Source organism: Klebsiella sp. BIGb0132 (genome assembly GCF_024810075.1).
Lineage (GTDB): Bacteria > Pseudomonadota > Gammaproteobacteria > Enterobacterales > Enterobacteriaceae > Klebsiella > Klebsiella terrigena.
Window position 1 is genome coordinate 938,997 of record NZ_JANUDW010000002.1, and the last position, 24,604, is coordinate 963,600.

Here is a 24,604-nt window from a genome sequence, read left to right on the forward strand (position 1 = left end):
ATTCTATTTGCCAACCATAAAGAATGGAGGTTTAATTTGAACACTTGTTCTGATATTACAATACTTCGTGCAACCATACCAGATTCCAATGGTGATGTAATCTATCTTAAATCTTATTATTCAGATCAATTCCCCGCTCAGGGCGGAGGTTTATTTATTGCCAGACAGGATAGCACAACAGCAGATGATAGCGGCATCGTTATTCGTTCAGCAGCAAATTGGATATGGATACGTTCTTTAGAAAAATCAGGTACTGTTTCACCATATATGTTTGGAGCAAAAGGGGACGGTATAAACGATGATATTTTATCCATCCAAAAGGCTCATAACTATGCAAGATCTCAATCAACGCTGAGTGGTAATAGATTAATTAAAAACGGCATGCTCTCATTTGGCACTGGCCACTTCAAATGCAGATCCTCTCTAAAACTCGATCTTAAAACCATCGATTATGATTTTTCAGGGGCTTTATTAGATTTTACGGAGATTCCAGCAGGCGTCAGTGAAACAGAAAGAAATGTTGCAATTCAATGGCAAAATGATAGTGGATATACTCAAGGTAATTTAAGTGTTAACAATTTAAGGATGATTGGTCCGGGCTTAGATTCCTATGTTGATGGCATGACCTTTTCAACATCATTGTCCGGTAGTTACCCACGAAACTCGTTAACATTCTTTGGTGGAGGGATGGACAATTTCGCATATGGCTTAACCGGGACCAAAAATTTTTACTTTCTGCGGATGTATGGGTTTACCTTCAATCATTGTGATGTCTGTTATTACTTCCCTGATGGCGCTCAAGATTCAGGCGAGGAGATGAATTTTCATAGTTGTGTTTTCACGCAAAGCAACTGCGCCGTAAAACTACATTCAGGTTTCAGCTACTTCTTCAATTGCTCTTTTGATTATATTTATGGCAACAAGGGTCAGCAAAACCCCACTGGGCACGAAGGGAAGTATATTCATATTGAAGGCGGACAGCACATTTTCCGGGATTGTCACGTTGAAGGATATGGTCCTCAAAACTATATTATCAACATCCCTGACGATAAAATATGCAAAGTGAATTTTTCCGGTGGATTATTTTCGTTTAGGGCTGGCGCAGATCAGCTCAAATATCCTACAACATCCAATCCATTCTACTGTGGAAATAAATCTCGGGTGGTTTTTGAGAAAGTTAATCTTGGAGAAATGCAAGCCTTAGGAGATGCTAATGTTACGGGATGGTTTGATGGGAGCGGTTATGTTTCGTTACGTGATACTCAACTTTCTCCCTTTTGGCCAAATTTACTGACGCAAGTTAGAACCACGCCTACAGTTCAAGACAACTGGCTTGATAGTTCTTGCTACAACGGTGGGCCAGAAAATGTTAAGTGGACAGAGGAAGTTTGGGTTTTACCACCAGGCGGCACTAATAATGTCAGAAAATCCAGATATGGCTGGGGGACAGATGTCAGCACGAATTTTAGTATAAACAGGAGTAACGGCTATATCTCTTTGGGGCGCAATAGCGCCGCCGGTGAAGGAACATTTCAGGCAATTCTTGGCACTATAAAACTTAAAGGTTATGGAAGTGTAATCCATCATATTAAGGCCAGCACCTATGCTGGCACGGATCAGTCTTGTCAAATAAGAATTATTTGGGCGAAATTAATCGGACACGGACCAAACCAGGATAGAGAGCCTCAAATAACGCTTCAGCAGGACGGTCATATTTATGAATATAAATTCAGTGGTACTAACTCGACTCTAAAAAAAGTCGTTATGCCCGGCCAAATGCAAGGGGAAATTAACCAACCTCCGAGTATTGACAGAGCACCGGACTGGGCCACTCATGCGTTTATTCTGATAGATATTTCAAAAATTGCATATGAGTTTGATTTACGTATTACTGATGTTTACATGCGGCAAGTTTAAGTCATCAATCAAAATAGCGGCTATTGTCATCGATGGCCGCTTTCAATCAATGAAAGTGCCGATGGCTGCAGAGACGGACTCAGTTTTGGGAGTAAGAGGAAAAACAGGCATCAGCTAGCCTGCGTTTTATCGAGTTTTTCCTCAAGCGACTCCACGGCAGAGAGATGTACGGCTCGTAGCAAACGGCACTCATCGCTTTACGATAGCCCCCTTCGGCCCTGCTCATGCCGCCGATAGCGCGTAATGAGCGGTATGTTATATTGCCTCTACTTATTTCATTACCAGACTGTACCAATATGGACATTACCTTAATGCGGCACGGGAAGCCTGAAATCGCAGCCCGCCGCGGCGGGCGCTGGCTTAGCGCCCGCGAAATGCAGGCCTGGATAGCGGATTACAATGCGGCCAGGGTAGCTGAAATACCCTGCCCGAGGACAAAATCCGCCTGCGAGGCCGCCGACTATATCGTGTCCAGCCCCCTGCCGCGCGCGCTTACATCTCTAGCTGCGCTGGGTGCAAACCCGAACGCTATCCTCCACGAACTCAGCGAAGCGCCGCTGCCGGTTATCCAGGTTCCGCTGATAAAATTCCCCTCCGGCATCTGGCTGATACTGTTCCGCCTGCTCTGGCTTGCCGATCTTGCGCGCGGTTCTGAAGCCAAAGCTGAAGTCCGGATGAGAGCCGCCAGAATGGCGCGGGAGCTGATCGACGCGGCGACGCGATACGGCCACGTGGTCAGCATGGGTCACGGCATTTTAAACAGATTTATTTCGCTGGAATTAACGCGGCTGGGCTGGATAAAAATTGTGAGTACCGGTTCAGGCTACGGGAGCTATGTCTCCTGGCGTTCCCCAACGGGGACGCTCTGACCGCCCCTGATATCACACGAGCTGCTGCGATTAGCACCCCGCATAGCGGTGCACCATAATAGCGGGCGGCCGCCTTTGTCAGAACCTGCAATCAGCCGACGGAGCGGCAGAAGCGGCTTATGTTCTGCGCTAAAAAACTGATAAAATGCGCAAAATTTTTGAGATACGTGAAAACCTATGCCAGGAAAAAAACTGCATCTGCGCACTCTCATGCTGATGTTGTCCGTCGGAGGGATCCTGCTGACATCAATGCTGCTGCTCAGCGCCCTGACGCTTTTCCAGAAGGGCAATATTGAGAACCGGCTGCTTGAGAACAACCTCGCTTATGCCCGTAAGCTGGCGGATACCACCGACCGCTACCTGGTGACGGCGCAGCGGGAGCTGGCCTACAGCGCCGGGCAGATAAAAGCCCTTAACGACCCCCTGCAGCTGAAGAACGAAGCGGACAGGCTGCGCCTGCAGTCCGGCTTTTTCAACTCGGTGGTTATCGTTAATTCCGACGCCGTTATTGCCGCCGCCTCCCCGGAGAGCCTCAAGCTGGTGGGAGTAAAACTGCACTCGAACGCCAGCCGACAGGCCATTACTTCAAAGAAGCTCTTTATCTCTGAACCCTTCATCTCGGCGGCGGGTAATTACGTGGTGTTTGTCTCGCAGCCATTATTTAGCCCCGGCGGCGACTATCTCGGCTATATCGGCTATATCGGCGGCAGCATCTACCTGCAAAAAGAGAGCATGCTCAGCGATATTCTCAGCATGCATTTCTATGAAAATACGACGGACGTCAGCGTTATCGATAATGACGGAAAAATCATCTTTAATCGCAATCCGGCGCGCGTGGGAGGCGAGTTTCGCTCCACTCCCGGCCTGCAGGAGCAGATTATTAACGCGCAAAACGGCCACTTTTTTGGCGATGACAAAAGCGCAGACAGCCTGGTCGGCTACGCCAGCCTGAAGCAGGCCGACTGGAAGATTATCATCTCGGGGGCCTCGGAAAGCGTATCGCGTATATTAATGCAGACGGTGGTTAACGCCTTCTGGTTCACGCTGGCGATCATCTTCCTGACGGTGACAACCGTGACGATTTTTGCCGCCATCATTTCGGCCCCGCTGGAGAAGCTCGCCGAATTCACCCGCGCGGAAAACAACGCCTCCACGCGCAAAAAGCTGGCCAACATTAACGTCTGGTACAAGGAAGCGGAGCGCCTTAAAGAGGCGTTCAGCCAGCATCTGCAAATCATGGCCCGGCGGGTCAACGCCCTCAGCGATGAAACGATGACGGACCCGCTTACCGGACTCTATAACCGCAAAGGGTTCAGCACGCTGCTGAAACAAACCCCTGCCCGGGCCGAGCGCTGCGTCATTGCGATTGATATCGATCATTTCAAAAAGATTAACGATCTGCACGGGCATGACGGCGGCGACGCGGTGCTGGTCACCTTCAGCGAGAAGCTGCGCAACCTCTGCGCCAACGGGCAGGTTGCCTGCCGGTTTGGCGGCGAGGAGTTTGTCGTATTCCTCCCGGATACCGGCCTGACCGCGGCGGCCGAAGTGGCGGAGCGCATCCGGGAGGGGATTGAAAATGCCGATTTCCCGCACGCCGATAGGGTAACCATCTCCCTCGGCGTTGCCGGGTTCAGCGATAGCGTAAACGACGTTTACAGCGTCCTGCGCAAAGCTGATTTAGCGCTCTATGAAGCCAAACGCTCCGGCCGCAACGCCGTGGTTATCGCCGACGCCGAAGGCTTTTCCCGCATCTGAACGGCCGCGAATTACTGCGCCACGCAGGTGCCATAATGCTGAGAGGCAAAAATGCCTCCCGGCATAACCATATTGCGGCTATGCACTGAATCACCGCTGCGCGTCATTGTCGTCACGGTGACGTTGCCCACCTCCGTTGTTTCAATAAAGGAGATGCCGTCTACGCCATTAGGCACGATGGTCAGCTCGGCCGAACCGACGTTTCCGGCGATATAGGCCTTATTCGTTCCGCTATCGATAATAAACGTAAATACCAGCGGATTTTTAGCCACATGATTGCCGCTTTGGTCGCTGTAGGTCGGATAAGAACACTTAACCGACGTTGTTTTCGCCGTTGCCGCAAACGAGGCGCTACACAGCGTCAATACGGCCAAAAAGCAGCCGCCCGGTATATTCATTACTATTCCCTTTTATTCATAGCGTTACCAGAGGCGGATAACGCGATCGTTGCGCGCTAATCAGCCGTCCGGCCGCGCCATTTCTTATGCGCTAAGGCAATTTTTTCTGTCGCAACCGAATCAACAACGCCCTCTTCAAATCGGCGCGCGTTGGCGAATGTTAAATCCTGTGCCGCCTTTTCTTCCTGCTCCCTCAATGACGGGGCGTTCAACGCCCCGCTTTTCAACAGCCGCAGTTTAATTGCCAGCTGTCGTTTTGCTTCCACTCTGTTGCGGGGTGGGATTTTCAGCGCCTCGATATCCGCCTGAAGTTCAGGCTTCACGGGGGGCGTTTTCCCTGCCGCAATCAGCCGTCCGATCCTACGCTTTTTTGACATCGCTTTGATCCTTAATCAACGTCGCAGACGCCATCTATTCAGATTATCCGCGATAATGCCCCTCCTGAGGCCCGCGACGCCAGGTCTAATTCATTCATCATGCAAATATATTCCTCAGCATTCACAGCCACCATCGCACCGTCAACATATGGAATGATTGGCGCCCACTTTTCAGGAGGCGTTATGTCAGCTTACTCTTCATCTTTACCCCATTGCCCTGCTTGCAGCTCAGCGTTAACCGCGGCAATCCCCTGGGGAGATTTTCATATTTTAACCTGCCCCAATCATGGAACCTTCACCGTAACGGACACCGCCGTGGCCATGGCAAACGCCAGCCAGAAGCATAAAGCCGCTCTGGCGGTAAAAGTGGCGGAAGGGAGCGGTGCGGGAAGCACGGCGATGATTTGGTCAGGCGATCTGGAGAGCGCCTGAGCCCGGCAGGATCAGACCCGCAAACTCGCTTTTAGCGGCCAGCTTCCGCCCTCCCCGCGATGAGCAAACGCATGAATGTTTCTGTCGCGTTTTTTCAAAAGCTTAGCCGCCCGGTCGATTTTGCGGGTTGCCCAAATCGACCGACTGGAGTATGCCTGTATGAGTTTTACCCTCTAACCGACTCACCAGGAGATTTTCCATGAGCAAGCTTGGAATTAATGGATTTGGTCGTATCGGACGTCTGGTATTACGCCGTTTATTGGAAGTTAACAGCCCGCTGGAGGTCGTAGCCATTAACGACCTCACCTCGCCAAAAGTGCTGGCCTATCTGCTAAAACATGACTCTAACTACGGCCCCTTTCCGTGGAGCGTCGACTTCACCGACGACGCCCTGATCGTTAACGGTAAGAGCATCACCGTCTACGCGGAGAAAGAGGCCCGGAACATTCCGTGGGAAAGCGCGGGCGCGGAGCTTATCGTTGAGTGCACCGGCTTCTATACCTCGACGGAAAAAGCCCAGGCCCACCTCAGCGCCGGGGCGAAAAAGGTCCTGATCTCCGCTCCCGCCGGGGAGATGAAAACCATCGTCTACAACGTCAATGACGACACCCTCACCGCGGACGACACCATTATCTCCGTCGCCTCCTGCACCACCAACTGCCTGGCACCGATGGCGAAAGTGCTCCACGATGCGTTCGGCATCAGGCTCGGCACGATGACCACCATTCACGCCTACACCGGCACCCAGTCGCTGGTGGACGGCCCGCGCGGTAAGGATTTACGCGCCTCGCGCGCGGCGGCGGAAAACATCATCCCGCACACCACCGGGGCGGCGAAGGCGATTGGTCTGGTGATTCCCGAGCTCAGCGGCAGGCTGAAGGGCCACGCCCAGCGCGTGCCGACCAAAACCGGATCGGTCACCGAGCTGGTATCGATTCTGGAGAAAAAGGTCACCGCCGAAGAGGTCAATCAGGCGATGAAAAACGCGGCGGCGAATAATGAATCCTTCGGTTATACCGAAGAGGAGATTGTCTCTTCCGACGTAATTGGCAGCCACTTTGGTTCGATTTACGACGCCACCCAGCTCGAAATCGCCGAGGCCGGCGACGTTCAGCTGGTCAAAACCGTGGCGTGGTACGACAACGAATACGGCTTCGTCACCCAGCTCATCCGCGTGCTGGATAAGTTTGCTAAATAGGTTCACGAAAGCGGACGGCCGTCGGCTGTCCGCGTCTTCACCCGCCGCTTAGGCCTGCAAATAGACCACCTGGGTCTGCAGGTACTCGTTCAGACCGTGGCGACCGTCGGCGCCGCCGATGCCCGATTTGCGCCAGCCCGCATGAAAGCCCTGCATGGCCTCAAAGTTTTCGCGGTTGATGTAGGTTTCGCCGAACTTCAGTCCCTTAATCGCCTTCATCGCTACGTTCAGGTCGCGCGTATAGATGGACGACGTCAGCCCGTAGTCGCTGTCGTTGGCCATCGCCAGCGCCTCCTCAAGCGTGTCAAATGCCACCACCGGCAGCACCGGGCCAAAGGTTTCTTCGTGGACAATATCCATCTCCTGGCGCACGTCCAGCAGCAGCGTCGGCGGATAAAAATAGCCGCGACCGCCGGTTGCTTTGCCGCCGAGCGCCAGGCGCGCGCCCTGGGCCAGCGCTTTGGCTACCTTCTGCTCGACCCGCTCCAGGGCGGCGGCGTTGATCAGCGGCCCCATAGCGATATCATCCCGCTGCGCCGGGTCGCCAAACTGCACCGCTTTCAGCGCTTCGCCGAGGCGGTTAACGAAGCGGTCGTAGATCCCCTTCTGGACGTAAACGCGCTCGACGCAGTTGCATACCTGCCCGCTGTTGATCACCCGCGAATCGACCACCGCCCGAACCGCCAGCTCGAGGTCGGCATCATCCATCACAATCGCCGGCGCCTTGCCGCCCAGCTCGAGGCACACTTTGGTGATATTTTTCGCCGCGGCGGCCATGATTTTTTCACCCGCGCCCACGCTGCCGGTCATGCTCACCATCGCCACTTTCGGGTTCGCCGCCAGCTCCTGGCCGACGGTCTCCCCGCGGCCCAGCACGAGGTTAAACACCCCTTTCGGCAGGCCGATATCGTCGACAATCTGCGCAAAGGCGACGGCGTTATTGGGGGTGAACTCGCTCGGTTTAATCACAATGGTATTGCCGGTCAGCAGCGCCGGGGCGAGCTTGCGGGCAATCAGGAAGAACGGGAAGTTCCACGGCAGAATGCCGGTGGTCACGCCGAGGGCGCGTTTGAACACGAGGATGTTTTCACCGGGACGGTCGCTTTGCACGATTTCACCTTCGTAGCGCCGCGCCCACTCGGCCATATAGTCGAGATAATCGGCGGTAAAGGAGACCTCCACCGCCGCCAGCTGCTGGGTCTTCCCGCCCTCGGCAACGATAAGCGCCGCAATCTCACCGGCACGCTCGCGGATCCCGACGGCGATTTTACGCAGCCAGCCGGCGCGCTCGATAGCCGGCAGCGCCTCCCAGCCCGGCTGCGCGCGTTCTGCGGCATCAATGGCCCGCTGCGCGTCTTCGGCGCTGCCGTCGGGAATGCGGGAGAGCAGCGCTTCGGTGGCAGGATTAAGCACGTCAATCCAGGCGTCGCCGCGCCCGGCAATAAACTGACCATCAATATACATCGGGTGCTGAACGGGTGCTGTCATAGCCTGCTCCTGTGGATTTATTGTTTTTAACAAGTGATTTATTTGTTAAAAATCTATCCATAACGGGCAGCAGGAGCAGTGCATACGCGTGATTATGTGAATTACTTCATAGAATCGGGCCCGAAGCCCGGAGAAAACGTTACATTCAGGTAACACAAACTGCCCGTTTGCGGCAAATCCGGCGCAAACGGGCAAAAATCATCAGCCTAAGGTGCGATCCCCGAGAGCGTGGGTCAGGAGGCTATCTTCACGCAGCTGGCGCCATGCGCTGACAATCCGCGGAGGCGTATCAACGTGGGCAATAAAATCTTTGCCCAGCGGGCCGTATCCCTGGGGGCTGTCCTGCAGGCGCGGCAGCTCGCCAAGGAGTAGCGCCAGATAGCGCCCCACCGGCCACAGCCCCTGCGCCGCGCCGCTGAACGCGAGTCCGCTCTCCGCCGTATTGTGCAGCTGCGGCACGTAGCCCGGGTAGCTGTACCAGCGCGGGAGCGGATCTTCTCCCTGCCAGACGCGGGCGAAGGTGGCCATCGTGCGCCGCTGCATGGTCGGGTCCTGGATAACCACCCCGACGCGGTGCGCCAGCCCCTCGGCCTCAAGCACCTCGCGGCTAAAGCGCGCGTTCTCGCCGCAGTTGGTGGAGCGCGCTTCCGCGACAATCCGCTCGCGCGGTATGTGCCAGTGCTGATGGGCGATATCGGCAAGAATATGCGCCTCGGCGCGCCCCTCAACCGGCAGCGAACCATAGCGCGGGTCGTTGCGTACCGCCTCATAGAGAAACGACGTTGAATGGCCAATTCCGCCGCTTATCAGCAGCGGAACCTCGGCCTCGGCCGCCAGCCGGCAGGCGGCATCAATGGTTGTGATCACCGCGTTGCCCGCCAGTACCACCACCTCAAACGGCGGCTTCTGCGCCAGGGTGGAAAAATCGTCCTGCGCCAGCCATGCGCCGACGAGGTTCGCTGCCGCCAGCGTATCGGCGGACAGCGCCGGGAAATTATCTGACATACTCTCTCCTTTTCAATTTGCGCGGCGACAACGTCCCGCTTTATCGCCGCGCAGCCGATTAGGCCGATTGTATCCCGTCAGGCGTTAAGTTTCTCCAGCCGCGTTTGCCCTTCTCGCTTCTGCTTTATCTTCCAGCACAGCCACAGCGCGATAAACCACAGCGGCGTGGCGATCAGCGCCTTCAGGGTATCGGGGTCGAAGATCATGATAAAAATAGCGAAGGCAAAAAACAGCAGGCTTAGCCAGCTCATCGCCACGCCCGCCGGCATCTTAAAGGTCGAGCTTTCATGCAGGTCCGGGCGCTTTTGCCGATACACCAGATAGGCGACGAGGATCATGCCCCAGCTGAAGACCACCATGATGGCCGCCAGCGTCGAGACGATGGTGAACAGGGTCATCACGTTCGGCACGAGGAACAGCAGCAGCGTGCCGCTGAGCATGCAGAAACAGGAGAACAGCAGGCTGCGCACCGGAATGCGGGTGTGGCGCGACAGGATGCGGAACTGCCCGTGAGCATGCTTCTCAACCGACAGGCCGTACAGCATGCGGGTGCTGGAGTAGACCCCGCTGTTGGCCGACGACATCGCCGAGGTCAGGGCCACAAAGTTAATCACCGCCGCGGCGGCGGGCAGGCCGGCTTTGGCAAACAGGGTCACGAACGGGCTGGCATCGGGCGACACGCCCGGCCACGAGGCCACGGCAATAATCACCACCATCGACAGCAGATAAAAAATAATGATCCGCAGCGGCAGCGCGTTGATCGCCTTAGGTAAAATCTTCTGCGGATCGCGGGTCTCGGCGGTCATCGTCCCGAGCAGCTCAATCCCGGTGAAGGAGAAAATTGCTATCTGGAAGCCGGCCAGGAACCCGGTGACGCCGTGGGGCATAAAGACCGTCGGGTCGGTGATATGGTGCAGCGAGGCCTTCACGCCGTCCGGCGAGGTCCAGCCGATGGCAATCATCCACGCGCCGGTCACAATCAGCGCGATAATCGTAATCACCTTGATCAGCGCAAACCAGAATTCAGCCTCGCCAAACATCTTCACCGACAGCAAATTAAACAGGAACAGAATGCCGAGGGTGCTCAGCGCCGGCATCCACGCCGACATCTCGGGAAACCAGTACTGCATATAGCTGCCGCACACCACCACGTCGGCGATACAGGTCACCACCCAGCTCAGCCAGTAGGTCCAGCCGAGGTAAAAGCTCGCCTGCGGCCCCAGATAATCGCCGACGAAATCGGCGAAAGAGCGGTAATCCAGGCGGGTGAGCAGCACTTCGCCCATCGCCCGCATTACCATATAGGTAAAAAAGCCCACCAGCAGGTAGATCAGCAGGATCGAGGTCCCCGCCACCGCAATATTTCGTCCCGCCCCCATAAACAGGCCGGTACCGATAGCGCCGCCCAGCGCAATCATCTGAATGTGCCGGGCACCAAGGCCGCGTTTGAGCTGCGACGGGCACTCCCCGTCGATGGCAGGATGCTCCTGCCCCTCGCGTTGATGTTGAGTCATGTCGATTCCTTCAGAAAGGCAAAGAAAGGCATGGCGCGGCAGACTTCAGCAGCAAACCGGCGCGTTGCCCGCGAGCCACTCCCGCATTCGGAAACAGGATATAGGGAGCCTGGGCATCGATAACCCACGTCTTCTCCGCCTGGCGGGCAATGACCTGCCCGGCGGCAAGCGCGGTGAAGTTTTCGATTTTAGGATCGAGGTGCAACGTGAAGCGATCGTCACCCTTGATGATGCTCTCCTGAACCACAAAATGGTGCATCGGCTCCTTAAGGCGCGACGGCAGCGCCCCGCCGCCGATTGTCGCCCGCAGCGCCGCCTCAGCGGCGGCAAACAGGCTCAGATCGTTCTCACCAAAGGGCATCACCTTGCCCAGCTCGAGGGTCGCGCTTTCGGCGGCAAACGCCTCGCCGGTAAAGTGGGTAAAGGTCCCGCCGGGTTCGGTATGCCGCACCACCGCGTCCATGCCGCTGGCGGCGAGCAGCCGATAGAACTCGGCGCTGTACTCCCCCTCCCGCGCGGGCAGAAGCGCAAACTGGCGGTAGCGCGAGCCGCGGATGGCGGTATGCAGATCGAGATGCGCTCTGGCGACGGGGCCGTGCGCGTCGGCCGCCGTATAGAACGCCAGGGTCGCCGCCTCCAGCTCCGCCGCACGCCGGGACTCGTTGCCCGGCGCCGCGCGCAGATGACGCCCGCCGAACAGGCGGTTGAGATCGTTATGCAAATAGCGGCGGGAGGCGCGGATCGCCGGCAGGTTGCCGAAGACGATCAGCAGCGCCTGCGACAGCGGCTGCCGGCCCTGGCTCAGCGCGTGCACAACCTCCAGCAGCAGCTCTATCGGCGCGGTTTCGTTGCCATGGATCCCGGCCGAAACGATCGTCGCCTGCCGCCACGGCTTCTGCGGCAGCAGCTGCAGCACGCCGTCCGCCAGCCAGCGCGCCTCGATTTCTGCGGGGAACGCCCACTCTGTCAGCCGGCAGTGCAGCAAATCATTCACCTTGTCGTCCATTCCCGGCCCCTTAGCGCTGGAAGTCATAGATGCAGCCCAGGCGCAAAATCTGCGTCAGTTCATCAAGGGCCCGATAGACCTCGTTCAGGAGCTGCGGGTCGGCCAGGTCGCGGGCGTGGAGGCGATCGCGGTAGTGCTTCTCAACCCACTGCGTGAGCTGCAGATAGCGCGCGTCGTCCATCAGGCTGTGCGGATTCACCGCCGCCAGCTCGGCGTGGTTCAGTACCACCCGCAGGCGCAGGCAGGCCGGGCCGCCGCCGTTGCGCATGCTTTCGCGCAGATCGAATACCGCCAGCTCGTCGATCGGCGAGGCGCTGTCGCTCACCAGCCCGCTCAGGTAGTGCCAGACGTTCTCCCGCTGGCGGCACTCTTCCGGCACCACGATCAGCATTTTGCCGTCCGGCTTGCTCAGCAGCTGGCTGTTGAACAGGTACGAGGCGACGGCGTCGTTGAGCCCCACCTGCGCCTGCGGAACCTCGACGCTGACAAACGGAATATCCAGGCGGGCCGCTTTTTCCCGCAGGGTCTCCAGCAGCGCCTGCTGCTGCACAAAGGCCTGCTGATGATGGAACAGCACGTGGCGATTGCTCACCGCAATGACGTCGTTATGGAACACGCCGCCGTCAATGGCCGCCGGGTCCTGCTGGGCAAAGACGGTATATTCCGGGTTCAGCCGATGCAGCCTCGCCACCGCCTGGCTCGCCTCGAGGGTCTGGCGCGCCGGATATTTTTGCGGGGCCACGCCGCCGCTGGCGCGCCTGCCGTAGACAAACAGCTGCAGCCCCTGACGGCCGTAGTCGTAGCAGAAGCGGTTGTGGTTTGCCGCCCCTTCATCGCCCAGATCGCCGTGCTGAGCGAGGGCATGGTGATGGACGAAATAATTTTCGTCGGCAAAAGTCGCGCGCAGAATCGCCGCGGTGGTGGGCGCTTCCTGGGAGCGGTGCAGCTTATTGGTCAGGTTGGCGACCGTAAAGTGCAGCCTGCCGTCGGCGCTGTCGGCGGATGGCGATACCGTTGCCGCGTTGGCGGTCCACATCGATGACGCGGAGCTAAAGGCCGAGAGCAGATGCGGCGCGTCGGCGGCGGCGCGGGTAATCACCTGCTCATCGCTGCCGTAAAAGCCCAGACCGCGCAGGGCGGCGATATTCGGCCGCGGCTGCGGCGGTAAAATCCCCTGAATAAAGCCCCTGTCGGCGAGGGCCTTCATTTTGCATAAGCCCTGCAGCGCCGCCTTCTTCGGGTTGGATACGCCGTCGCGGTTATTTTGCGAGGCTTCGTTACCGACCGACAGCCCGGCGTAGTGGTGCGTTGGCCCAACCAGGCCGTCAAAATTAGCTTCAAAACCAGACATAGTGTCCTCACAGAATCCGTTGTCAGAATGGCAGGCCGGGCGACGTTGCCGCCGGCAGCGTCAGCGTTTCGCTAATCAGCGAGGCCATCGGCCAGGCGCAGTAGTCCGCCGCGTACCAGGCCGACGCCCGGTGGTTGCCGGAGGCGCCCACGCCGCCAAACGGCGCTTTGCTCGAGGCGCCGGTCAGCGGCTTGTTCCAGTTGACGATCCCGGCGCGCGCTTCGTCGCTGAACCTGGCGAACAGCGCCGGGTCGGCAGAAATCAGCCCCGCCGCCAGCCCGTAGCGGGTGTTGTTCGCCATGCGGATCGCCTCATCAAACTGCTCATAGCGCGCCACCGTCAGCAGCGGGCCAAAATACTCTTCGTCGGGCACCTCGATCCCGGTGACGTCGATAATCCCCGGCGTGAGCAGCGTGGAGTTCGGGTCCGGCTGGGTCATGCGCAGCAGCACCTTGCCGCCGAGGCGTTCCAGCTTGTCCTGCGCCGCCAGCATTGCCTGCGCCGCCTGCAGCGAGATAACGCCGCCCATAAACGGCTGCGGTTCGGCATCCCAGCGGCCGGCGCGAATACTGGCGCTGGCGGCAACCAGCCGCTGCAGCAGCGCGTCGCCCTGCTCCCCGTGTCTGACCAGCAGCCGCCGGGCGCAGGTGCAGCGCTGTCCGGCGGAAATAAACGCCGACTGGATAATCACGTGCAGCGCCGCGTCGATATCGGCCGCGTCGGCGACGATCAGCGCGTTGTTGCCGCCCATCTCCAGCGCCAGCATCTTCTCCGGTTGGCCGCCGAGATAGCGGTGGAAGTGGGTGCCGACGGAGGCGCTGCCGGTAAACAGCACCCCGTCGATATCACGGTTTTCCAGCAGCGCCTGGCCGGTCTCTTTGCCGCCCTGAATCAGGTTGATAACCCCTGCCGGGATCCCCGCCTGCTGCCACAGCTGAACGGTCAGCTCGGCGGTTGCCGGGGTCAGCTCGCTGGGCTTAAAGACCACCGTGTTGCCGGCAATCAGCGCCGGAATAATATGACCGTTCGGCAAATGGCCGGGGAAGTTGTAGGGGCCGAAGACCGCCATCACCCCGTGCGGCCTGTGGCGCAGCAGCGCTTTGCCGTCCGGCATCGCCGATTCGCGATCGCCGGTACGCTCGGCGTAGGCGTCGATGGAGATCGCCGCTTTACCGATCATCGCCTGCACTTCGGTGCGGGTTTCCCACAGCGGCTTGCTGGTTTCGCGAGAAATCATCTCCGCCAGCGCCTCTTTATGCGCATCCAGCAGCGCGGCAAAGCGCTGCACGCAGGCAATACGCTCCGCCAGCGCAAGATGAGACCACGCATAAAAAGCGCCGCGCGCCGCCGCGCAGGCGGCCTGCACCTCCGCCGCTCCCGCGCTGGCTGCCTGCCACAGCGGCGCCTGGTTTTCCGGCGCCAGCTTGGTTAACGGCGCGCCCGAGCCCTGCCGCCACTGTCCCGCTATAAAATGTGCGTTTATCGCCATGATGTTCTGCTCTCCGGATTGAGTGTTACCGCATGAACCCGGTCAGTCTCGCTAACCTCGAGGGCGTCCAGCGCGGCGTGTTCGCATTGGTGATTCTCTTCCGGGGTCAGCAGCACCGCGCGGAAGCGTTCAAACTGGTTATTGGCGACGATGATCGGCGCCGCCCGCTGCGCCATGACGTGCATGGCCGGGATAAACTGGCTCTCGCCGATCGCTCTGATGCTGTCGGTTTGCGCTTCAAGCACCGGGCCGGCGTCAAAAATGTCGACCGACCCGCGCCAGCTGAAGCCCTCTTTTTCGAGGATCGCCCGCGCCGGTGAGGTATTGGCATGCACCTCGCCAATCGCCTGGCGGGCGTTTTCCGGCAGCAGCGAGACGTAAATCGGATACGCCGGCATCAGCTCGGCAATAAAGGTTTTCATGCCGGTGCCGGTCAGCCGGTCGGCGTCGGCAAACGGAATATCGAAGAAGTGGTGGCCCAGCGCATCCCAGAACGGTGAATTGCCCTGCTCATCGCTGCGCCCGCGCAGCTCGGCGAACAGATGCGGCGAAAACAGCTCCCGGAAGGCGGCGATAAATAAAAACCGCGCTTTGGAGAGGAACAGGCCGTTGCGGTTTTTTTGATACTCCGGGTCGAGAAACAGGGTGCAGAGCTCGCTGTGGCCGGTGTGGTCGTAGCTCAGGTTCAGCAGCTCCTGATTTTTATAGACCCCCAGCTCCTTCGAGGCGCGAACCGTGCGCTGCAGGCGGAAATTGTAAAAGGGTTCGTCGAGCCCTACCGCCACCTCAATGGCGCTGACGCCTACCGCCCGCGACAGGTCGGTATCCTCCAGCACAAACAGGAAGCCCTGCTGCCCGCGAGGGAGCCTGCCGGCAAAGGTGTCAACGCTGCGCTGGATCCGCGCGGCCAGCCGCGCGGGATCGTTGGGGAGCGACGTCATGCCAACCCCCGCCCGTGAGGCGAGGCGGATGATGTCGTCGAGATCGTTTTCCCTGACGGGACGAAATAGCATCATAAACCGTCTCCCGTATTAGCGCGTCAGGCGGGCGACGGCACGATCGAGGCGCGCGAAGGCTTCCTCAATGTCCGCCAGCGGAATATTGAGCGCCGGGGCAAAGCGCAGGACGTCGGGTCCGGCAATCAGGGCAATCAGCCCCTCCTGCGCCGCGAGGTTGGTCAGCGCTTTGGCCTGCCCGCGCAGGCGGCTCGCCAGCTCGGCGCCAATCAGCAGCCCGACGCCGCGCACCGCGCTGAAGAGATCGTACTTCGCGTTCAGCGCATTCAGCCCCGCGACGATCGCGTCGTGGCGCTCGCCAACCCCGGCCAGCAGGGCATCATCGAGCTGTGCCAGAACGCCGTTGGCCGCCGTCGCCGCCAGCGGATTACCGCCGAAGGTGGTGCCGTGGGTTCCCGGCTGGAAAACCTGCGCCCACGCCTCTTTCACCAGCATGGCGCCAATCGGGAAGCCGCCGCCCAGCCCCTTGGCGCTGGTGAGGATGTCCGGCACCACGTTGTAGTGCTGATAGGCGTAGAGCGCGCCGGTCCGTCCGGCGCCGGTCTGCACTTCGTCAAAAATCAGCGTGACGTCATGCCGATCGCACAGCTCGCGCAGCGTGCTGAGAAACGCCGGGTCGGCGGGAACCACCCCGCCTTCGCCGATGATCGGCTCAACGATAACCGCGCAGGTGCGCGCTGAGATGGCGGCGGTGAGCGCCGCGATATCGTTATACGGCAGATGGGTAATATCCGGCGGCAGCGGCGCGTAATCGCAGGAGTACTTCGGCTGTCCCCCGACGGATACGGTAAACAGCGTGCGGCCGTGGAAGGCGTTGTTGAAGGCAATGATTTCGCTTTTATCGGCGCCGAACTTGTCGTGCGCATATTTGCGCGCCAGCTTCAGCGCCGCTTCGTTGGCCTCCGCCCCGGAGTTGCAGAAGAAAACCTTATCGGCAAAGGTGGCGTTAACCAGCGTTTTAGCCAGCTGCAGCACCGGCTCGTTGGTATAGCCGTTGCCGATATGCCACAGGCTGTCGAGCTGCGCCTTTAGCGCCTCCACCAGCGCCGGGTTGCAGTGCCCAAGAGCGTTAACGGCGATACCGCCCGCCAGGTCGATATACTCTTTACCCTGCCGATCCCATACTCTCGAACCCGCCGCTTTCAGCGGAATAAACGGGGCCGGAGCGAAGCAGGGAACCATATAAGAATCAAAATCTTCACGAGTAATACTGCCTGACATAACACTTCTCCGGAACAATGGTTGTCAATAATTAAATTTGTCAGTTGTGGATATTTGAAATTAACAATTGCCGGCCGCCGTTTTTATTGCGAGCGAATCCGTTGCGCGGCGGTGAAATTCAGCGCAGGAAATAAAGTCCTTATCAACGCAGGGGTAATTGTTAAGTCACGGTTAACACCTTGTGTATTGCGTGCTCTCATGCTGGGGCCTGTTGTGCCGTAAAGTCAATACGGCATAACGGCATTTATTCACTTTTTGAAGATCATCAAGATAATGAAAAATATGGATAATTAATTTTTATATTCACTAATTTGCATAAAATTCGCATATTAATGCACTGCATGAGGGGGCTTTTCAGTGCTTAGTTATTCACTCAAAAAATAAAATTTCTAACAAAAATTTAAAATTCGCCATGGCCGTCAAATACTGCTTTATAAAATTGGTGATATTATTCTTCACACAGAGTTTACTGCTGTACCTATTCCACGGTTTCACACGATATAAATAACATTGAGAACAGGACTCTTATGGAAAAGTTATCTTACGCATCTGAAAGTAGTGCATCTCCATGGACCACCTATCTGCGCCAGATCGACCGCGTAGCGCCTTATCTGGGCGACCTTGCCTACTGGGTGGAAACTCTGCGTCACCCGAAGCGCGCGCTGATCGTCGATATCCCGGTGCAGATGGATGACGGCACCATCCGCCATTTTGAAGGCTATCGCGTACAGCACAATCTTTCGCGTGGCCCGGGTAAAGGTGGTGTTCGCTACCATCCGGACGTTGACCTCAACGAGGTGATGGCGCTTTCTGCCTGGATGACCATTAAGTGCGCGGCGGTCAATATTCCTTACGGCGGTGCGAAAGGCGGCGTTCGCGTTGACCCGTTCAGCCTGTCGGAAGGCGAGTTGGAGCGTCTGACCCGCCGCTACACCAGTGAAATCGGCCTCATCATCGGACCGCAAAAGGATATCCCGGCGCCGGACGTCGGCACCAACGGCAAAGTGATGGCGTGGATGATGGATACCTACTCCATGAATCACGGCACCACCATCACCGGCGTGGTTACCGGTAAGCCAATCCACCTCGGCGGTTCTCTCGGTCGCGAAAAGGCCACCGGCCGCGGCGTGTTTATCACCGGTCGCGAAGTGGCTGGCCGCTTCGGAATTGAAATTGAGGGCGCGAAAGTTGCGCTGCAGGGCTTTGGTAACGTGGGTAGCGAAGCGGCCCGCCTGTTCTCCGAAGTTGGCGCTCGGGTGGTGGTGATTCAGGACCACACCGCGACGCTGTTCAACGAGGGCGGGATTGATATGGCCGCCCTGACCGCATGGCAGGCGGAGAAGAAGCAGATTGCCGGCTTCCCTGGCGCCCGCGAAATTGAGAAAGAAGCCTTCTGGACCACGCCGATGGATATTCTGATCCCGGCGGCGCTGGAGGGTCAGATCACCCGCGAGCGCGCGGAAAAAATCAGCTGCAAGCTGGTGTTGGAAGGCGCGAACGGCCCGACCTACCCTGAGGCCGATGACGTGCTGGCCGAGCGCGGCGTGATCGTGGTGCCGGACGTTATCTGTAACGCCGGCGGCGTGACCGTCAGCTACTTCGAGTGGGTGCAGGATATGGCGAGCTTCTTCTGGAGCGAAGAGGAGATCAACGCCAAAATGGACCGCATCATGACCGATGCGATCGTCCACGTCTGCGAGAAAGCCTCCGAGAAGGAGTGTTCTCTGCGTACCGCGGCCTACATCGTTGCCTGTGAGCGTATTCTGATGGCGCGCAAAGATCGCGGGATCTATCCGGGCTAAGGCTCAACGACGATCGCCAAGACAGCCCGGGCCCTGGTCCGGGCTTTTTTTTCACGGGTGAACGGCACGGGACGTTTCGCGCCTCCCCGTGCCCCCGGCATTGCGCTGAAAATGGCCGCTGCGCGGTACCGTTTCAGCATCCAACTCCCACCGCCGCCCCGTACATTTTACGTACAGACCATTAACAATTTTTCTATTTCACCTTGAATTCGCCAATCCGTCGGGCATAAACTCATTAGAGCTCTAATGACTTTGCGGAAGATTATGGATAACCGACAGCTCACCTTTTCCCATTTACTCTACCTCACCGCCCATCACTGGCGGCTGGCGGTCAACCGCCGGCTCAAGGACCTCGGCATGAGCCAGGCCAGCTGGGTCGCGGTCTCGGCGATTGCCCGCAACGAGCAGCCGCTGTCGCAAAGCGAGCTGGCCCAGGAGCTGGGCGTAGAGAGCGCCACCATCGTCCCGCTGATCAACCGGCTGGTGGAGCTGGCGCTGGTGGAGCGCGTAAAAACCGACAGCGACCGGCGCAAGCGCCTGCTGGTTGCCACCGACAAAGGCCTTGAACTCTATCTGCAGGTCAAAACGGTGGCCGATGATTTACGCGAAGAGATCTTAAGCGCCATTAGCCCCGAAGAGCGACAGCAAACCCACCTGGTGCTGGAAAAGCTGCTGCGCGAGGTGGAGAAAAAGTAATGCCTCGCCGTCCTGAAAACCCCTACGTGCCCCATGACTGGGCGCCGCATGAGAAGCCGGCGATCCTCGGTTCGCCGTCGACGCCGATTCACTCTACGCCAAAGCGTATCGCCTACGGCATCGTCGGGCTGCTGGTCTGCCTGACCGGCGCGCTGGGCAATGCGGTGGTCACCGCCAACCTGCAGAACCTGCAGGGAACCTTCGCCGCCTGGTCGACGGAGATCGCCTGGCTGCCTGCGGTCTACGTTATGACCAACGTCTCGATCAACCTGCTGCTGGTAAAATTTCGCCAGCAGTTCGGCCTGCGCGCCTTCACCGAAGGCTTCCTGGTGCTGTACGTGCTGGTGACCTTTTTCCACCTCTTCGTCAACGATCTCAGCTCGGCCATGATGGTTCGCGCCGCGCACGGCATGGTGGCGGCGGCGCTCAGTTCGCTGGGCATTTATTATCAGGTGCAGGCGTGGCCCGCCCGCCACCGCCTGAAGGCGCTGACCATCGGGATAACCGGCTCATCGCTGGCGATTCCCCTCGCCCGCCTCTTCTCCACGGAGCTGCTGCAGCTTGACGAATGGCGCGGCCTCTACTTTTTTGAACTGGGGCTGGCGCTGGTCTCACTCGCCTGCGTGATGGTGCTCAAGCTGCCTCCCAGCGATCGCAAGAAGGTGTTCGAGAAAAAGGACTTCATTACCTTTATTCTGCTGGCCCCAGGCATGGCGCTGGTCTGCGCCGTCCTCTCGCTGGGCCGTCTTGACTGGTGGTTTGAGGCCCCGTGGATCGGCTGGGCGCTGGCGGGCGCGGTGGTGCTGATTGTGTCGGCCATCGCCTTCGAGCACAACCGCAGCAACCCGCTGCTCAACACCCACTGGCTCTCCAGCGGCAGTATCCTGCGCCTGGGGTTAATTATGCTGCTGATGCGGATCGTGCTGGCGGAGCAGAACACCGGAGTTATCGGCTGGCTGCAGTACGTCGGGCTCCAGAACGAGCAGATGACCCAGCTGGCGTGGTCGATTTTCGCCGGGATCCTCTGCGGAATTATCGCCAGCTGCCTGACGCTGAACCCGCAGCGGCTCTACTGGCCCACCGCCACCGCGCTGGCGCTGATCATGGTAGCCTCGCTGCTCGACAGCCAGTCGACCATCCTGACGCGTCCCGAGCAGCTGATGTTCAGCCAGTTCCTGCTCGGCTTCGGCAGCGCCTTCTTCCTGGCGCCGGCGATGCTGGCCGGGATCGGCGGGGTCATTGCCGACCAGCGCAACCTGGTGAGCTTTTCGGTGCTGTTTGGTATGAGCCAGAATATCGGCGGCCTGCTGGGGTCGGCGATCCTCGGCACCTTTCAGACCTGGCGGGAAAAGTTTCACTCCAGCCAGCTCGCCGACCAGATAACCACCCTGAATCCGCTGATTGCCGAGCGTCTTCAGCAATACAGCCAGATGTATCAAAGCCAGATTGGCGACAGCACGCTGCTGAACGTTCAGGCCAGCACGCTCTTGCAGAACGCCTCAACGCTGCAGGCCAATATTCTTGCCTACAATGACACCTATCTGCTGACGGCGATGATTTCCGCCGGCACGCTGATCTGGGTGTTCTGGCGCCTGATAAGGCTGCGTATTACCGCTCGCATTGCGCTTAAACGCGCGACGGGAAACAAATAACAAAGATAATTTTTACTCTGGAGTCGTTATGAGTCAGCAGGATGCCGCCAGGCAACAGGCCAATACCCGCAATAATATTCGCGTGGTCTCTATTTTTACCGCCGCCGCCATTGGCCTCGTTGGAGTGCTGGTGATTTTATACGCGTGGCAGCTGCCGCCGTTTACCCGCCACAGCCAGTTTACCGATAACGCCTACGTGCGCGGGCAGACCACCTTTATCAGCCCGCAGGTCAGCGGCTATATTACCGCCGTCAACGTTCAGGATTTTGCCCAGGTTAAGCCCGGGCAGACGCTGTTCCAGATTGACGACCGGATCTACAAGCAGCGCGTCCATCAGGCGCAGGCCACCCTGGCGATGAAGGAGTCGGCGCTGAAAAATAACCAGCAGCAGCGCAGAAGCGCCCAGGCGGTCATCGCCCGCAACGAGGCCGCGCTGCAAAACGCCCGCGCGCAGAATCAGAAAACCCAGGCCGATTTAAAGCGCGTGCAGGATTTGACCGCCGACGGCTCGCTGTCGATTCGCGAGCGCGACTCGGCAAGGGCCAGCGCCGCGCAGGGCGCCGCCGATATTGAGCAGGCGAAAGCCACGCTGGAAATGTCGCGTCAGGATCTGCAATCCACCATCGTCAACCGCGACGCCCTGGAGGCCGACGTTGCCAGCGCCAGGGCCGCGCTGGAGCTGGCGGATATCGATCTGCAGAACACGCGGATCGTTGCGCCAACCGACGGACAGCTGGGGCAAATTTCCGTCCGGCTCGGCGCCTACGTCAGCGCCGGTACCCACCTGACGTCGCTGGTGCCGCCGCAGCACTGGGTGATCGCCAATATGAAAGAGACCCAGCTGGCGCACATTCGCATTGGCCAGGCCGCCACCTTTAGCGTCGATGCGCTCAGCGGCGAGAAGTTCAGCGGCGTCGTCCAGAGCATCTCCCCGGCCACCGGGGTTGAGTTCAGCGCCATTTCACCGGACAACGCCACCGGCAACTTCGTCAAAATTGCCCAGCGCATTCCGGTGCGCATCGCGGTTGATGAGGGGCAGAAAAATAGCCAGCATCTGCGCCCCGGCATGTCGGTGCAGGTCACCATCGATACCCGTGAGGGAGAGAAGCCATGATGCGCCGGCTCTCCCTTGCGCTGGCGCTCGGCGTCGCGCTGGCCGGCTGCCGGTCGGCAGACGTGCCCCCTGCCGCGCCGTCGCTGCAGATCCCCGCCGCCTGGCGCGCCGATATCGGCCCCGCCAGCGCGCTTGAGGGCTGGTGGTGGCGCAATTTTCACGACAGCCAGCTCAATCAGTACGTGGAGCAGGCGCTGCGCTATAACAGCGATGTGCTGATCGCCCGCGAGCGGGTGAATGAGTATCAGGCGCGGGCCTACGCCGCCGACAGCAGCCTGTTTCCGTCGCTTGACGCCTCGTTGACCGGCAGCCGCGCCCGCGCGCAGTCAGCCGCCACCGGCCTGCCCGTCCACAGTACGGTCTATAAGGGCGGGCTGACCGCCAGCTATGACGTCGATATCTGGGGAGCCAACCGCAGCGCCGCCGACGCCGCCGAGGCCACTCTTGAGGCGCAGAAGGCCGCCGCAGCCGCAGCCGATCTGACCGTCGCCACCTCGGTGGCGGCCGGCTACCTGACGCTGCTCTCTCTGGATGAGCAGCTGCGGGTCACCCGGCAGACGCTGAAATCCCGCGAGGACGCCTACAACATGGCTAAGCGCCAGTTTGAGACCGGCTACACCTCGCGCCTCGAGCTGATGCAGGCCGATTCGGAGCTGCGATCTACCCGGGCGCAGATCCCGCCGCTGGAGCATCAAATTGCCCAGCAGGAGAACGCCCTTAGCGTGCTGATCGGCAGCAATCCGCAGGCCATCAGCCGCCAGGACTTTGCCCATTTGACGCCGCTGGCGCTGCCGTCGCAGCTGCCCTCCAGCCTGCTGAACCGCCGACCGGATATCGTGCAGGCCCAGCGCCAGCTGCTCGCCGCCGATGCCACCCTTGCCTCTTCTCAGGCCCAGCTGCTGCCATCGATCAACTTAACCGCCACCGGCAGCATGCAGGACCGTACGCTGCCCGACCTGCTCGATAACCCGCTGCGGCTGTGGAGCCTCGGCGGAAGTATTCTCGCCCCGCTGCTTAACCGCCAGGCGCTGAACGCCCAGGTTGACGTCTCGATGGCCCAGCGTAACCAGGCGCTGTACGGCTATGAGAAAACGGTGCGCGGCGCGTTTCGTGAGGTCAACGATAGCCTGGACGCCATCACCCGCTACGGCGAGCAGCTGACGGAGCTGCAGGATCAGGAGGCGGTGGCGCAGGAGACGCTGCGGATAGCCGGAAACCGCTATCGCAACGGCTACTCCTCTTATCTCGACGTTCTTGACGCCCAGCGCACCCTGTTCTCGACGCAAACCAGCGTCGTACAGGTGAAAAATAACCTGCTGCTGGCGCAGGTTGATTTATATCGGGCGCTGGGAGGCGGCTGGTCTGTTTCATCAGGGACGTAATACAGGAAATTGTGCATGCAACAACAATGGTCTGCTGTAGATAGTTATCTTGTTGAATCGCTGATCCCGTCCGACCCGCTCTTGCAGCAGGTGCTGGAGAATAACCAGCTCGCCGGCCTTCCGGCCCACGACGTTGCCGCCAATCAGGGCCAGTTTCTGGCGCTGCTGGTGCGCATCACCCGCGCCCGGCGGGTGCTGGAGATCGGTACGCTAGGCGGCTATAGCACCATCTGGATGGCGCGCGAGCTGCCGCCGGACGGCGAGCTGCTGACCCTGGAAGCCGACCCGCACCACGCGCAGATCGCGCGGCAGAATCTTCAGCTGGCGGGGGTGGACGATCGGGTTGTGCTGCGCGAAGGTCCGGCGCTGGAGACCCTTGAGAGCCTCGGCGATCGCCCCGCGTTTGATCTGATTTTTATCGATGCCGATAAGCCCAACAACCCGCACTATCTGCAGTGGGCGCTGCGCTACTCCCGTTCGGGAACGCTGATTATCGGCGATAACGTGGTGCGGGATGGGGAAGTGACCAATCCGCACAGCGCCGATGAGCGAGTCCAGGGCGTGCGGCGGTTTATTGAGATGATGGGCAGCGACCCGCGCCTGACGGTGACGGCGCTGCAGACGGTGGGCAGCAAGGGCTGGGATGGGTTTACGCTGGCGTGGGTCAACGGATAGCGTTTGTACGGTTCGGGTCGGGCTTAGCTGATGGATCGCCGTGAAACGGTGGTTTGGGCGAAGGCTGCTTTTTAAGTTCCGTTCATATTCCGTGGAATGTTCCGTTCACCATTGGTCCCGCATACTTCTGTTTACTGCGGCATAGGTGGACGGCCCAGGGCCGGTTTCGCCCGGCCCTGGGGACCCGGCATCCCGGCAAGAAAAATCGTCGCTGCGCGATACCTTCGTCTCCGCCGTCTGGCTA

20 protein-coding genes are annotated in these 24,604 nt (G+C 59.1%); 10 read left to right on the forward strand and 10 right to left on the reverse strand.

All coding sequences use genetic code 11. The annotated features are described in order from the left end of the window. Positions 1-36 precede the first annotated feature (36 nt). The 3 genes from M2416_RS11380 to M2416_RS11390 all read left to right on the forward strand — a co-directional run bounded on the left by M2416_RS11380 (position 37) and on the right by M2416_RS11390 (position 4,544). Positions 37-1,917, forward strand: coding sequence for a hypothetical protein (locus M2416_RS11380; RefSeq protein ID WP_259223923.1), 1,881 nt, complete (start codon positions 37-39; stop codon positions 1,915-1,917). Positions 1,918-2,213: 296 nt separating this feature from the next. Beyond that, positions 2,214-2,786, forward strand: coding sequence for a histidine phosphatase family protein (locus tag M2416_RS11385; RefSeq protein ID WP_259223924.1), 573 nt, complete (start codon positions 2,214-2,216; stop codon positions 2,784-2,786). A 177-nt stretch (positions 2,787-2,963) separates the two neighbouring features. Next, entirely contained in the window at positions 2,964-4,544 is a 1,581-nt protein-coding gene (locus M2416_RS11390; RefSeq protein WP_259223926.1) for a sensor domain-containing diguanylate cyclase, read from the forward strand. A gap of 11 nt (positions 4,545-4,555) precedes the next feature. Here the strand turns inward: M2416_RS11390 and M2416_RS11395 are convergent, their stop codons facing one another. Both M2416_RS11395 and M2416_RS11400 read right to left on the reverse strand, forming a co-directional pair. Continuing rightward, the gene (locus tag M2416_RS11395; RefSeq protein WP_259223928.1) at positions 4,556-4,942 is read right to left on the reverse strand and encodes a hypothetical protein; all 387 of its coding nucleotides are present in this window, start codon (positions 4,940-4,942) and stop codon (positions 4,556-4,558) included. A gap of 56 nt (positions 4,943-4,998) precedes the next feature. Further along, positions 4,999-5,319 carry a hypothetical protein gene (locus tag M2416_RS11400; RefSeq protein WP_076948031.1) on the reverse strand — a complete coding sequence of 107 codons (321 nt, stop codon included), beginning with the start codon at positions 5,317-5,319 and terminating at the stop codon, positions 4,999-5,001. 631 nt (positions 5,320-5,950) lie between these two features. Between M2416_RS11400 and gap the strand changes: the two genes are divergently transcribed. Next, positions 5,951-6,949, forward strand: coding sequence for a type I glyceraldehyde-3-phosphate dehydrogenase (gap, locus tag M2416_RS11405; RefSeq protein ID WP_045855160.1), 999 nt, complete (start codon positions 5,951-5,953; stop codon positions 6,947-6,949). 48 nt (positions 6,950-6,997) lie between these two features. On the opposite strand, the gene aldA is transcribed toward gap, so the two are convergent. The 8 genes from aldA to M2416_RS11445 form a co-directional block, all read right to left on the reverse strand. Beyond that, positions 6,998-8,437, reverse strand: coding sequence for an aldehyde dehydrogenase (aldA, locus tag M2416_RS11410; protein WP_259223932.1), 1,440 nt, complete (start codon positions 8,435-8,437; stop codon positions 6,998-7,000). 201 nt (positions 8,438-8,638) lie between these two features. Further along, positions 8,639-9,442, reverse strand: coding sequence for a YdcF family protein (locus M2416_RS11415; RefSeq protein ID WP_259223934.1), 804 nt, complete (start codon positions 9,440-9,442; stop codon positions 8,639-8,641). A gap of 77 nt (positions 9,443-9,519) precedes the next feature. Next, positions 9,520-10,956 carry an amino acid permease gene (locus M2416_RS11420; RefSeq protein ID WP_041145291.1) on the reverse strand — a complete coding sequence of 479 codons (1,437 nt, stop codon included), beginning with the start codon at positions 10,954-10,956 and terminating at the stop codon, positions 9,520-9,522. A gap of 10 nt (positions 10,957-10,966) precedes the next feature. Beyond that, positions 10,967-11,962 (reverse strand): succinylglutamate desuccinylase, encoded by a 996-nt coding sequence (gene astE, locus M2416_RS11425; RefSeq protein ID WP_259224009.1) that lies wholly within the window; start codon positions 11,960-11,962, stop codon positions 10,967-10,969. Positions 11,963-11,972: 10 nt separating this feature from the next. Continuing rightward, positions 11,973-13,313 (reverse strand): N-succinylarginine dihydrolase, encoded by a 1,341-nt coding sequence (gene astB, locus M2416_RS11430; RefSeq protein ID WP_041145289.1) that lies wholly within the window; start codon positions 13,311-13,313, stop codon positions 11,973-11,975. Between the two features lie 22 nt (positions 13,314-13,335). Beyond that, positions 13,336-14,802 carry a succinylglutamate-semialdehyde dehydrogenase gene (gene astD, locus M2416_RS11435; protein ID WP_259223937.1) on the reverse strand — a complete coding sequence of 489 codons (1,467 nt, stop codon included), beginning with the start codon at positions 14,800-14,802 and terminating at the stop codon, positions 13,336-13,338. Next, complete coding sequence (astA, locus tag M2416_RS11440; protein ID WP_166793774.1) at positions 14,793-15,815, reverse strand: arginine N-succinyltransferase; 1,023 nt, start codon at positions 15,813-15,815, stop codon at positions 14,793-14,795. The genes astD and astA overlap by 10 nt, the downstream gene beginning before the upstream one ends. An 18-nt stretch (positions 15,816-15,833) precedes the next feature. After that, complete coding sequence (locus M2416_RS11445; protein WP_259223939.1) at positions 15,834-17,039, reverse strand: bifunctional succinylornithine transaminase/acetylornithine transaminase; 1,206 nt, start codon at positions 17,037-17,039, stop codon at positions 15,834-15,836. Between the two features lie 527 nt (positions 17,040-17,566). On the opposite strand from M2416_RS11445, the gene M2416_RS11455 reads away from it, so the two are divergent. From M2416_RS11455 to M2416_RS11480, 6 genes are all read left to right on the forward strand, one after another. Further along, positions 17,567-18,841 (forward strand): Glu/Leu/Phe/Val family dehydrogenase, encoded by a 1,275-nt coding sequence (locus M2416_RS11455; RefSeq protein WP_259223940.1) that lies wholly within the window; start codon positions 17,567-17,569, stop codon positions 18,839-18,841. Positions 18,842-19,105: 264 nt separating this feature from the next. Further along, complete coding sequence (locus M2416_RS11460) at positions 19,106-19,537, forward strand: MarR family winged helix-turn-helix transcriptional regulator (protein WP_041145284.1); 432 nt, start codon at positions 19,106-19,108, stop codon at positions 19,535-19,537. Next, positions 19,537-21,189 (forward strand): MFS transporter, encoded by a 1,653-nt coding sequence (locus M2416_RS11465; protein WP_041145283.1) that lies wholly within the window; start codon positions 19,537-19,539, stop codon positions 21,187-21,189. Before M2416_RS11460 ends, M2416_RS11465 begins: the two co-directional genes overlap by 1 nt. A 28-nt stretch (positions 21,190-21,217) precedes the next feature. Next, positions 21,218-22,303: an HlyD family secretion protein gene (locus M2416_RS11470; RefSeq protein ID WP_115192911.1), complete on the forward strand. Its 1,086-nt coding sequence runs from the start codon at positions 21,218-21,220 to the stop codon at positions 22,301-22,303. Further along, positions 22,300-23,685, forward strand: a complete 1,386-nt coding sequence (locus M2416_RS11475; RefSeq protein ID WP_259223944.1) for an efflux transporter outer membrane subunit — start codon at positions 22,300-22,302, stop codon at positions 23,683-23,685. The genes M2416_RS11470 and M2416_RS11475 overlap by 4 nt, the downstream gene beginning before the upstream one ends. A 15-nt stretch (positions 23,686-23,700) precedes the next feature. Beyond that, positions 23,701-24,360 carry an O-methyltransferase gene (locus M2416_RS11480; protein WP_259223946.1) on the forward strand — a complete coding sequence of 220 codons (660 nt, stop codon included), beginning with the start codon at positions 23,701-23,703 and terminating at the stop codon, positions 24,358-24,360. Positions 24,361-24,604 lie beyond the last annotated feature (244 nt).

Coding starts and splice junctions, on each gene's coding strand:
- M2416_RS11385 (WP_259223924.1), top strand. CDS start 2,214: ATGGACATTACCTTAATGCGGCACGGGAAGCCTGAAATCGCAGCCCGC.
- M2416_RS11390 (WP_259223926.1), top strand. CDS start 2,964: ATGCCAGGAAAAAAACTGCATCTGCGCACTCTCATGCTGATGTTGTCC.
- M2416_RS11395 (WP_259223928.1), bottom strand. CDS start 4,942: ATGAATATACCGGGCGGCTGCTTTTTGGCCGTATTGACGCTGTGTAGC.
- M2416_RS11400 (WP_076948031.1), bottom strand. CDS start 5,319: ATGTCAAAAAAGCGTAGGATCGGACGGCTGATTGCGGCAGGGAAAACG.
- gap (WP_045855160.1), top strand. CDS start 5,951: ATGAGCAAGCTTGGAATTAATGGATTTGGTCGTATCGGACGTCTGGTA.
- aldA (WP_259223932.1), bottom strand. CDS start 8,437: ATGACAGCACCCGTTCAGCACCCGATGTATATTGATGGTCAGTTTATT.
- M2416_RS11415 (WP_259223934.1), bottom strand. CDS start 9,442: ATGTCAGATAATTTCCCGGCGCTGTCCGCCGATACGCTGGCGGCAGCG.
- M2416_RS11420 (WP_041145291.1), bottom strand. CDS start 10,956: ATGACTCAACATCAACGCGAGGGGCAGGAGCATCCTGCCATCGACGGG.
- astE (WP_259224009.1), bottom strand. CDS start 11,962: ATGGACGACAAGGTGAATGATTTGCTGCACTGCCGGCTGACAGAGTGG.
- astB (WP_041145289.1), bottom strand. CDS start 13,313: ATGTCTGGTTTTGAAGCTAATTTTGACGGCCTGGTTGGGCCAACGCAC.
- astD (WP_259223937.1), bottom strand. CDS start 14,802: ATGGCGATAAACGCACATTTTATAGCGGGACAGTGGCGGCAGGGCTCG.
- astA (WP_166793774.1), bottom strand. CDS start 15,815: ATGCTATTTCGTCCCGTCAGGGAAAACGATCTCGACGACATCATCCGC.
- M2416_RS11445 (WP_259223939.1), bottom strand. CDS start 17,039: ATGTCAGGCAGTATTACTCGTGAAGATTTTGATTCTTATATGGTTCCC.
- M2416_RS11455 (WP_259223940.1), top strand. CDS start 17,567: ATGGAAAAGTTATCTTACGCATCTGAAAGTAGTGCATCTCCATGGACC.
- M2416_RS11460 (WP_041145284.1), top strand. CDS start 19,106: ATGGATAACCGACAGCTCACCTTTTCCCATTTACTCTACCTCACCGCC.
- M2416_RS11465 (WP_041145283.1), top strand. CDS start 19,537: ATGCCTCGCCGTCCTGAAAACCCCTACGTGCCCCATGACTGGGCGCCG.
- M2416_RS11470 (WP_115192911.1), top strand. CDS start 21,218: ATGAGTCAGCAGGATGCCGCCAGGCAACAGGCCAATACCCGCAATAAT.
- M2416_RS11475 (WP_259223944.1), top strand. CDS start 22,300: ATGATGCGCCGGCTCTCCCTTGCGCTGGCGCTCGGCGTCGCGCTGGCC.
- M2416_RS11480 (WP_259223946.1), top strand. CDS start 23,701: ATGCAACAACAATGGTCTGCTGTAGATAGTTATCTTGTTGAATCGCTG.